Raw genomic sequence first — 9,902 nt, 5'->3', positions numbered from 1 at the left:
CCTCGGTGCTTTCCAGGTTCCCGCTTCCGCGTTTCCCTTTCCGGCGGATCCGACTCTATCAGATCTTTTCTCGACCTGATCCCCGGTCAGCGGGGCTGTCTTCCCGGCCCGTTGGGCCGTTCCGACGTCTCAAACCTTAGCGGATCTTCTCGGCGATTCCCAATCGGCTCCTCGCGGATCCGTTCGGGGTCGACGAACTCCATTCGAATTGAATTCGGGCACGCCGAAATACAACCCGGCTGGGAGATCGTGCTGGTGGTTTGTCGCCGCAGTGCGGCGGGAGGTGTCGCCGGAGAACCGTTACGGCTCGCTGGCAACCCGAAGAACCTTACGGATCGGACAGAGGCGTGTCAAGCACCCCCTGTCAAGATCTTTTCAGTCGAGGTCGCTGAGCCGGCCGCCGGCGTCCGGCTGGGCGTCCTCGACCCGGCGCAACAGTCTGGTCAGGACCTCGCCGAGCACCGCGCGCTCCGCGGGCGAGAGGTCCTGGAGCAGGTCGCCCTCGAAAACCGTCGCCAGGCGCATGGCCTCCAGCCACTTCTCCCGGCCCTCGGGGGTCAGCTCCACGATGACGCGGACCCGGTTGTTCTCGTCCCGCTCCCGGGTGACCAGACCCTCGCCGACCATGCGGTCGATGCGGTGGGTCATCGCGGCCGGGGTGAGACCGAGCCGCTTGGCCAGCTCGCTGGGGCCCATGCGGTACGGCGCGCCCGAGAGGACGAGGGCCTTGAGGACCTCCCACTCGGCGTTGCTGATGCCGAGGGCGGCGGTCTGGCGGCCGTAGGCGACGTTCATCCGGCGGTTCAGACGGGACAGCGCCGAGACGATCTTCTCGACCTGGGGGTCGAGGTCCTGGAACTCGCGCTGGTAGGCGGCGATCTGCTCTTCGAGAGTCGGTTCGCTGCCGATGCCGGGGGTGTCGCCCATGTCCGCAGTATGGCACGGGCCCGCTTGGCGTCGAAGTCCTTCCAGGTGTACAGTTTAGCTTCGAAGTTTAGCTTTGAAGTCTTCAGTTCTAACTACTGGAGCACCCAAGCACCTACGTTCCTGAGAGATGAGAGAGGTGAACGTGACCAGGGCGATGGGCGCAGCGATGCGCCGGATCCACGTGGGCAACGCACTCAGCGCGTTCGGGCTCGGCTTCACCGTCCCCTACCTGTACGTCTATGTGGCGCAGGTGCGGGGCCTCGGAGCCATGACGGCGGGCTCGGTGCTCGCCGTCTTCGCCGTGGCCGCGCTGATCGTGCTGCCGTTCGCCGGCCGGGCGATCGTGCGGCGCGGCCCGCTGCCGGTCCTGCTCGCCGCCCTGGTCCTGGCCGCGCTCGGCGCGCTGAGCCTGGGGCTGGCGGGCGGTGCGGCGACCGTGCTGGTGTCGGCGGCGGCGCTGGGCGCCGGGCAGGCCGTGATGCAGCCGGCACTGGCCACAATGATCGTGGACTGCTCGTCGGCGGAGACGCGGTCGCGGGCGTTCGCGATGCAGTTCTTCCTGCAGAACCTGGGTCTGGGCGTCGGCGGTCTCATAGGCGGCCACCTGGTCGACACCTCCCGGGTGTCGTCGTTCACGCTGCTGTTCGCGATCGAGGCGGCGGTGTTCCTGCTGCTGGCCGTGCTGATGACGACGGTGCGGATGCCGCACGCCCCGCGCGTCGAGGACGCTCCGGCCGGTTCGACGGGCCGGGGCGCGTGGCGGCGGCTGCTGGGGAACCGGGCCATGGTGCAGCTGTGCGTGCTGGGCTTCGTGCTCTTCTTCGCCTGCTACGGCCAGTTCGAGTCGGGGCTGAGCGCGTACGGCGTGGAGGCCGCCGGGATATCGACGTCGACGCTGGGGACGGCGCTGGCGGCGAACACGCTGGTGATCGTGGTGGCGCAGTTCGCGGTGCTGAAGTTCGTCGAGCGGCGGCGCCGGTCCCGGGTGATCGCGGCGGTCGGCGTGATCTGGGCGGTCGCCTGGGCCGCGGCGGCGTACGCGGGGCTGGGGCACGGCAGCCAGGCGATGGCGACGGCCGCGTTCGTGTCGACGTACGCGCTGTTCGGGCTGGGCGAGGCGATGCTGTCGCCGACGCTGGCGCCGCTGGTCGCCGATCTGGCGCCGACCGGCCTCGCGGGGCAGTACAACTCCGCGTTCGCCCTGGTGAAGCAGTTGGCGCTGGCGGTCGGTCCGGCGGTGGGCGGTCCGCTGGCGGCGGCACTGCCGGGGCCGTATGTGGTGACGTTCCTGGTGTTCGCGCTGGGGGTCAGTGCGCTGGCGCTGCGGCTGGGGCGGGCGCTCACCACGGCGCAGGACCATCCGTGGGCGGCGCGGAGCCGGGTGGTGGCGCGCGGCGGGGCGGCCGCGGAGCCGGTGGCCGCGGAGGCGTGATCCCGTCCGGGGGCTCCTCGGCGTCCCGGCCCGCGCGTACGGCGGCCGTCACTCTGGGTGGCGGCCGCCTTTCGCGTCCCTACGGCGACTCCTGCTTCGCCGGGAGGACGAACTCGCACCAGACCGCCTTTCCGCCGCCCGGGGTGCGGCGGGCGCCCCAGCCGGAGGCGATGGTGGCGACGATGGCGATGCCGCGGCCGGACTCGTCCACCGGTTCGGCGCGGCGGCGCCTGGGGAGGTGGTCGTCGCCGTCGGTGACCTCGATGATGAGGCGGCGGTCGGTGCGACGCAGCCGCAGTCGCATCGGGGGCGTGCCGTGCTGGAGGGAGTTGGCGACGAGTTCGCTGGCCGCGAGGACGCCGAGGTCGTGCAGTTCGGCCGGGAAGCGCCAGCTGGTGAGGACGCCGGAGGCGAAGGCACGCGCGCGGGGGGCGGCTTCGACGCCGCCGAGCAGTTCGAGGGCGGCGTTGCGGAAGAGCTCGCCGTCGTGGCCGGTGCGGGCGGGGTGCTGGAGGACGAGGACGGCGACGTCGTCGTCGTGGTCCGCCTGGACGCCGGCGGAGCGGACGAGGCGGTCGCAGACGACCTGGGGGGTGCCGGTGGCGCCGGCCAGGGCGCGTTCCAGGGCGGTGATGCCCTCGTCGAGGTCTTCGTCCCGGCGTTCGACCAGGCCGTCGGTGTAGAGGACGGCGGTGGAGCCGGGGCCGAGCGGGACCGAGCCGGAGGAGTGCACCCAGCCGCCGGTGCCGAGCGGCGGGCCGGTGGGTTCGTCGGCGCGGACGACGGCGCCGTTCTCGTCGCGGACGAGGATCGGCAGATGGCCGGCGGAGGAGTACACGAGCCGGCCCTCGTTGGGGTCGTGGACGGCGTAGACGCAGGTGGCGATCTGGTTGGCGTCGATCTCGGCGGCGAGGCCGTCCAGGAGCTGGAGGATCTCGTGCGGGGGCAGGTCCATGCGGGCGTAGGCGCGGACGGCGGTGCGCAGCTGGCCCATGACGGCCGCGGCGCGCACGCCCCGGCCCATGACGTCGCCGATGACGAGGGCGGTGCGGCCGCCGCCGAGGGTGATGACGTCGTACCAGTCGCCGCCGACGGCGGCCTCCGTGCCGCCCGGCTGGTAGGTGGCGGCGATGCGCAGGTCGTCGGGCTGTTCCAGGACCTGGGGCAGCAGGGAGCGCTGGAGGGTGACCGCGGTCTCGCGCTGGCGTCGCTCGCTGGCCCGCAGGCGTTCGGCGGCCTCGGCGTGGTCGGTGACGTCGGTGGCGAAGACCAGCACGCCGGGGCCGCTGGTGCGGTCGGCGGCGTCGGCCTCGCCTGCGGGGGTGCAGGTGAAGGTGTAGGAGCGGCCGTCGGTGGCCTTGCGGGACTTCAGGGTGCGGGGTCTGCCGCTGCGCAGGACCTGGTCGAGGAGCGGGAGCAGGCCGAGTTCGCGCAGTTCGGGCAGGGCGTCGCGGGCCGGTTCGCCGAGGGGGCGGGCGCCGAAGGCCGCCGTGTAGGCGCCGTTGACGTAGGCGAGGCGGTGGTCGGGGCCGTGCACGAGGGCGACGAGGGCCGGGACGCGGTCGAGCACCTCGCGGGCGGGGAGGGTGTCGACGGCGGGCGCGGGATTCGCCGGGTCGGCCGGCTGCCCGGCGCGGGCGGCGGGGACGGAGCCGTCGGCGCGCCGCTCCGGGGCGGTGGCGAGGTCGGTCCGCGCTGCGGCGCGGCGCTGCGTTCCGGGGATGCCGGGGAGCCGGGCGCTCCAGCGCGTGAAGTTCACGGATCCTTGCCTCGTGTCTGGTCGTCTCGGGCCGGCTCCGGGCCCGGCCGTGGGGTGGGGGCCGCGCGGCGGAAGCGCGTGGTCGTGCCGCTCCGGTCGGGGCGGCGGGGCGGTCGTGCGAGGGCGGTTGCGGGGGGCGGCGGTCGCTTCTCGCGGCTGTCGCTCCTCGGTCGGGGACAGTGTGGCAGTGCGGCCGCCGCGCGCCGACATCCGTTGGACGCCGGGGCGTGCCACGGAGTTCCTGGGTTCGGTCAGGACGACCCTTTCGGGTTGATGTTCGGGTCCAGGGGGTGTTTTCCACCGGCCGCGAGTTCGAATTCGGCCCGGGGGTGTTCCAGGGAGCCGAGGGAGACGATCTCCCGTTTGAAGAGTCCCGCCAGCGTCCATTCCGCCAGCACCCGGGCCTTGCGGTTGACGGTGGGGACGCGGCTGAGGTGGTAGGCGCGGTGCATGAACCAGGCCGGGTAGCCCTTCAGCTTGCGCCCGTACACCTGTGCGACGCCCTTGTGCAGTCCCAGGGAGGCGACCGAGCCGGCGTATTTGTGCGCGTACGTCTCCAGCGGTTCGCCGCGCAGACAGTGGGCGATGTTGTCGGCGAGGACCCTGGCCTGGCGGACCGCGTGCTGGGCGTTGGGCGCGGTGGCGCGGCCCGGTTCGGCGGCGGTGACGTCGGGGACGGCGGCGGCGTCGCCGGCGGCCCACGCGTGGTCGACGCCGTCCACGGTCAGTTCGGCGGTGCAGCGGAGCCGGCCGCGCTCGTCGCGGGGCAGGTCGGTGGCGGCGAGCAGGGGGTGCGGTTTGACGCCGGCGGTCCACACCAGCGTCCGGGTCGGGAAGCGCTGGCCGTCGCTGAGGACGGCGACGCGGTCGGCGCAGGACTCCAGCCGGGTGTGCAGGAGGACCTGGATGTTGCGGCGGCGCAGTTCGGTGACGGTGTAGCGGCCCATCTCCTCGCCGACCTCGGGCAGGATGCGGTCCGAGGCCTCGACCAGGATCCATTTCATGTCGGCGGGCTTGATGTTGTGGTAGTACCGCGTGGCGTAGCGGGCCATGTCCTCCAGCTCGCCGAGCGCTTCCACGCCCGCGTAGCCGCCGCCGACGAAGACGAAGGTGAGGGCGGCGTCGCGGATCTCGGGGTCGCGGGTGGAGGAGGCGATGTCCATCTGTTCGATGACGTGGTTGCGCAGGCCGATGGCTTCCTCGACCGTCTTGAACCCGATGCCGTAGTCGATCAGGCCGGGGATGGGCAGGGTGCGGGAGACGGAGCCCGGGGCGAGCACGAGTTCGTCGTACGTCAGTTCCTCGCTGCCGCCGCTCTCCTCGGTGGCGAGGGTGGTGACGGTGGCGGTGCGGCGCGCGTGGTCGACGGCGCTCGCCTCGCCGACGATGACGCGACACTGGTCGAGGACGCGGCGCAGCGGCACGACGACGTGCCGGGGGGAGATCGCCCCGGCGGCCGCTTCCGGCAGGAACGGCTGGTACGTCATATAGGGGTCGGGCGTGACGACCGTGATCTCGGCCGCGCCCCGCCTCAGCTCCCGTTTCAGCCGCTGCTGCAGGCGCAGGGCCGTGTACATCCCGACGTAGCCGCCGCCGACAACGAGAATGCGCGCACGTTCCTTCACCATCCCATGACGCACCCGTGACTGTCGTTTGTCCACAGGCCCGGCGATTCGTATGACGGCGGGCCGGTGCGCGCCCGGGTTGGCCGAATCAGCGCCGTGCGGGGAAGGAGCGCAGGTCAGCAGGGGTGGGAGGGGGCGTGCGGAGGGATGCAATCCGGGCGTTTGCGACCCGTACTCCGATCGGGGGGCGCTCCGGGCGGAACCTGCCTCTTCTGAATTGACCCCCGCTCAACTATGTTCGTGTCGACGGGGTGTAGGGGACGGGGGCGGACGAGTCCGCGGGATCTCACCGGATCTCGGGGACGGACTCGATCGTGTGCGATTCCCGCTTTCGCGCACCTCGCGTTCAGTGGCGGGGAGTCTCCGGGGGGAGACGTCATCACCGGGGGAACATTCATGCACATTCAGGACACGCATTGGTCGGCCGCGTCCGCCCTCACGACCGGCGGCGGCGCGATGGGCACGGCCACGGGCGGTCGCGGGGACGAGTCCCGGGCGGCGCGGGCCACGCCGCTCAGGGTGGACGCGCAGCGCAACCTCGAGCATGTGCTCAGGGCGGCGCGCGAGGTCTTCGGCGAACTCGGTTACGGCGCGCCGATGGAGGACGTGGCGCGGCGCGCGCGGGTGGGCGTCGGCACGGTGTACCGGCGGTTCCCGAGCAAGGACGTGCTGGTGCGGCGGATAGCCGAGGAGGAGACCTCCCGGCTGACCGACCAGGCGCGGGCCGCGCTCGGCCAGGAGGACGACGCGTGGGCGGCGCTCTCGCGCTTCCTGCGCACGTCGGTGGCGTCCGGCGCGGGGCGGCTGCTGCCGCCGCAGGTGCTGCGGGTCGGGGTCGCCGAGGAGCACGCCGACGGCGCGGCCGGGCCGGACGGCGCCCGGCTGCCGCAGCAGCGGACCCAGCCGGGCGCGGGAGAGCTGCGGCTCGTGGCCGACGAGGCCGGGGCGGCGCTCGCCGGGGACCCCGCGGTCGAGGACGCGGGAGCGGCGGCGCTGCTGGAGGTCGTGGGGCGGCTCGTGGAGCGGGCGCGGTCGGCGGGTGAACTGCGGGCGGACGTCTCGGTGTCGGACGTCCTGCTGGTCATCGCGACGGCGGCGCCCTCGCTCCCCGACGCGGCCCAGCAGGCGGCCGCCTCGGCCCGCCTGCTGGACATCCTGCTGGAGGGACTACGTTCCCGGCCGGCGTGATCGGCGGGGCGGCTCGGTCGGCGGGCTGCGGTACGGCGGGCGGGCGCGGGCCGGGCGCGGGCCGGGCCGACGGTGACCGTCGCCTGGCGCTCCGTCAGCCCGGTGAGCGGGCTGACCGGGCCGGCGATGACCGACGACGGGGACGCCGTCGAACGGGTGGCGCCGTCCCCGGACGGGTGACTGCACCGCTCGACGGTTGACGCGCTTCCCCGGCGGGTGACCTCGCCGCTCAACGGGTGACTCGCTCCCCCGGCCGGCGGCCCGCACGCGACAGCGGCGACAACACGCGACCCACGGCCGCCGCTCGGCCGGCGGCTGCTTCCGCTGGCGGCCTTCCGTCGGCGGCCTTCCGTCGGTGGCCTTCCGTCGGCGGCTTCCTCAGGGACGGCGAGCGTTCCCCCGGGGACAGCTAGCGTTCCCCCGGGGAGCTGCGACCGCCTCGTGCGCGACGCCGTTCCTCCGCCACGCCGCTCCCCGGCGTGCACGGCTTTGCGCGACAGCGCCACTCGGCCGCCGGAGCGCGCCCCACGGTGCGGGCGGTCCGACGCACCGACGGACAATGCCGCGACCGCCGGTCTGTCACCCCACCCGCCGGACGCCGACGCGCCCTCGCACAAGCAACCCCCGCTGACCGAGCGGAAGGCGGCGCCCCTTCATCCCAAGCGGCCCGCACTCACCGAGCGAAGGCCGGCGCACCCTCACCGCAAGCCGCCCCCCTCACCCTCCGGAGGCCGGCGCGCCCCCCCCCCGCTCAACCGCGCCCCCCTCACCCCCCGGAGGGCAACCTCACCCCCCGGAGGTCAGTGCGCCGCCGCCTGAGGCCAGGGCGCCTCGTTGGGGGGTGATGCCTGACGGGACCGCTCGGGCTCGGGCCGGGGTGCCGGTCCAGCATGTGCCCCTGCGGGCGAGCAGGCGGCGCAGCCACATCTCCAGGGAGACCAGGTCCGCCAGGCCGTCCAGCGGCAGCGGCTCGCCCTGGGCCGCCGCGCGCAGGGCCTTGCGGACCACCCGTGCCTCCACGAGGCCCGCCTCGGCGAGCAGCGGGGTGGCGAACAGGTCCATCAGGCCGTCCACGGCCACCCGCAGCCCCGCGCGGGCCGCGACGGCGGCCGGGGCGTGCGAGGGCGCGCCCCAGCCGGGCGGCAGTTCGCCGACCCCGGCGCCCTCCAGGACCGTCCGCAGGATGGCCGCGCGGGCGCCGGGCTGGACGCGCAGGGCCTCCGGGAGGGCGCGGCAGGCGCGGACGACCTGGTTGTCGAGGAAGGGCGAGTGCAGCCGCTGGGAGCGGATCTCCGCGGCCTGTTCCAGGACGCGTACGTCCGCGGCGTGCCGTGCCAGGGCGGCCCGGGCGCGGTGCTCGCCCGGCCGCTGGCCCGGACCGGCGCCGGAGCGGGTCGTCGCCCCCTGGAGGCGAACCGATACTTCAGCCAGCGCCTCGCCGGTCAGCCAGCGCGCGGCGGGACCGGGCCCGCCCCAGGTGAGCGCGGCCAGCGACGCCCCGACCGCGCCCGCGGGCTCGTCGAAGCGGCGGCGCAGCAGCCGTTCGGCCAGGCTCTCCAGACCGGCGCCGTACGGCGTGCGGGCCAGCCGCCGGGCCGCGCCGTACACCCGCGCGGGCACCAGCACGGAGCCGTCGGCCCGGGTGAGCGCGGCGACGGGCCGCACGAGGTGGCGCCGCTTGCGGTCCATCAGGAGGTCGGCCAGGCGCGCGGGATGGGCGTCGAGCACCTGGCGGGCGCCGTAGCCGGTGAAGTGGTCCGCGCTGCCCGAGGCCAGCCGGGCGCGGTGCCGGGCCGCCACGACCAGGGACGGTCCGGGCTCGTCGGTGAGCGGGCCGTCCAGGTCGGCGTAGGGCAGGACGTCCTCGCCGCCGGTGACGACCACGTGGTGCAGGCGCGGGTTGGCGGCGAGGGCCCCGGCGCGCTCCAGTTCGGCCTCGCGGCCGCCGACGGCGAGGTCGTTGAAGGTGACGGCCAGCAGGCGTTCACCGGCGCCCGTGCCGTGGCCGAGCAGCGTGCCGGGGTTGCCCGGCAGGCCGGCCGCCAGCAGCGCGAGGGTGCCCGAGGCGGGGCCGCCGGACAGGTCCGCGCCGATCCCGGGCACCGGCATCCCGCGGGCCGCGCGCCGTTCGGCCGGGCCCATGCCGGGCACCGGGCCGGGATCGATGTCGGGCACGTGCCGGGGCGCGGAGAGCCGGGCCCGGACGGCCTCGACCAGGGCGTCGCGCACCGCGTCGACGGCGCTGTCGGGGTCGGCCGGGGGCGCGGCGACGGCGAGGGAGGCGACCGGCTCGTACCCTGCGACCTCGCGCGCTCCGGCGCGCAGGATCAGCGCATGGCCGGGCGGGATGCGCCGTACGCCCTCGTAGGGCGTGGAGTCGTGCAGCGCGGCCGGGACGTCGGGGGCGGCGAGCAGGGCGGCGAGGTGGGCGAAGTCGAGGTTGGCCTCGACCAGGTCGGCCAGCGGCAGCGCGGCCGTCGCGTAGGCCGTGCCGCCGGCCCACGGGGTGTGGAAGACCGGGCGCGCGCCCGCGAGGTCGCCGCAGACGGTGATGCGGCGGCCCACCTGGACGACGGCGGTGTAGCTGCCGGGCCAGGCGGTCAGATGCCGCAGTGCGCCCCCGCGCGCCGCGAACAGACTGACCCGCAGCTGTTCGTCGGAGGCGCCGCAGGTGCCGAGCACCGCGATCCTGGTCTGCGCGTCGGACTGCACGACGCGGATCTCGTCGGGCCGCCAGTCGCCGACCGCCCACAGCGGGTCGGGGTCGCCCCACAGGAGTTGGGAGCCCACCGGCTGCACGGTCTCGCCGTCGTATCCGGTGGCGCCGGCGGAACCGATCCGGTCGGCCCCCGCGGCGGCGCTGCTCCACCCCACCAACCACCGCATCGACGCCTCCACGGACCGCGGACAACCAGGTGCACCGTACGAACCGGTCACCATGCTGCCACGAAGGAGGCGTGCCGGAGGGGAG

6 protein-coding genes are annotated in these 9,902 nt (G+C 74.6%); 2 read left to right on the top strand and 4 right to left on the bottom strand.

Going from position 1 to position 9,902, the window contains the following annotated elements; translation table 11 throughout:
- Positions 1–375 precede the first annotated feature (375 nt).
- The gene (locus tag K7787_RS28455) at positions 376–927 is read right to left on the bottom strand and encodes a MarR family winged helix-turn-helix transcriptional regulator (protein WP_009189405.1); all 552 of its coding nucleotides are present in this window, start codon (positions 925–927) and stop codon (positions 376–378) included.
- A 166-nt stretch (positions 928–1,093) separates the two neighbouring features.
- On the opposite strand from K7787_RS28455, the gene K7787_RS28450 reads away from it, so the two are divergent.
- Complete coding sequence (locus tag K7787_RS28450; protein WP_019984932.1) at positions 1,094–2,359, top strand: MFS transporter; 1,266 nt, start codon at positions 1,094–1,096, stop codon at positions 2,357–2,359.
- Between the two features lie 79 nt (positions 2,360–2,438).
- Here the strand turns inward: K7787_RS28450 and K7787_RS28445 are convergent, their stop codons facing one another.
- Both K7787_RS28445 and K7787_RS28440 read right to left on the bottom strand, forming a co-directional pair.
- The gene (locus K7787_RS28445) at positions 2,439–4,118 is read right to left on the bottom strand and encodes an ATP-binding SpoIIE family protein phosphatase (RefSeq protein WP_223003405.1); all 1,680 of its coding nucleotides are present in this window, start codon (positions 4,116–4,118) and stop codon (positions 2,439–2,441) included.
- A gap of 251 nt (positions 4,119–4,369) precedes the next feature.
- Positions 4,370–5,746 (bottom strand): NAD(P)/FAD-dependent oxidoreductase, encoded by a 1,377-nt coding sequence (locus K7787_RS28440; protein WP_164387631.1) that lies wholly within the window; start codon positions 5,744–5,746, stop codon positions 4,370–4,372.
- A gap of 393 nt (positions 5,747–6,139) precedes the next feature.
- Here K7787_RS28440 and K7787_RS28435 point away from each other — a divergent pair, with 393 nt between their 5' ends.
- A complete protein-coding gene (locus tag K7787_RS28435) occupies positions 6,140–6,931 on the top strand; it encodes a TetR/AcrR family transcriptional regulator (protein WP_223003404.1) in 792 nt (263 codons plus the stop codon).
- A 786-nt stretch (positions 6,932–7,717) separates the two neighbouring features.
- Here K7787_RS28435 and K7787_RS28430 read toward each other — a convergent pair.
- On the bottom strand, positions 7,718–9,817 hold the full coding sequence (locus tag K7787_RS28430; RefSeq protein ID WP_223003403.1) for an asparagine synthase-related protein: 2,100 nt from the start codon (positions 9,815–9,817) through the stop codon (positions 7,718–7,720).
- Positions 9,818–9,902: the final 85 nt, after the last annotated feature.

This window comes from Streptomyces sennicomposti, from assembly GCF_019890635.1.
GTDB classification, from domain to species: Bacteria; Actinomycetota; Actinomycetes; order Streptomycetales; family Streptomycetaceae; genus Streptomyces; species Streptomyces sennicomposti.
Note: the sequence above shows the minus strand (reverse complement) of the source record. Positions and strands in the feature narration are given on the sequence as shown.

Bases quoted from the DNA above. Each gene is read 5' to 3' on its own strand.
- K7787_RS28450 (WP_019984932.1), top strand. From the start codon at position 1,094: ATGCGCCGGATCCACGTGGGCAACGCACTCAGCGCGTTCGGGCTCGGC.
- K7787_RS28430 (WP_223003403.1), bottom strand. From the start codon at position 9,817: ATGCGGTGGTTGGTGGGGTGGAGCAGCGCCGCCGCGGGGGCCGACCGG.
- K7787_RS28435 (WP_223003404.1), top strand. From the start codon at position 6,140: ATGCACATTCAGGACACGCATTGGTCGGCCGCGTCCGCCCTCACGACC.
- K7787_RS28455 (WP_009189405.1), bottom strand. From the start codon at position 927: ATGGGCGACACCCCCGGCATCGGCAGCGAACCGACTCTCGAAGAGCAG.
- K7787_RS28440 (WP_164387631.1), bottom strand. From the start codon at position 5,746: ATGGTGAAGGAACGTGCGCGCATTCTCGTTGTCGGCGGCGGCTACGTC.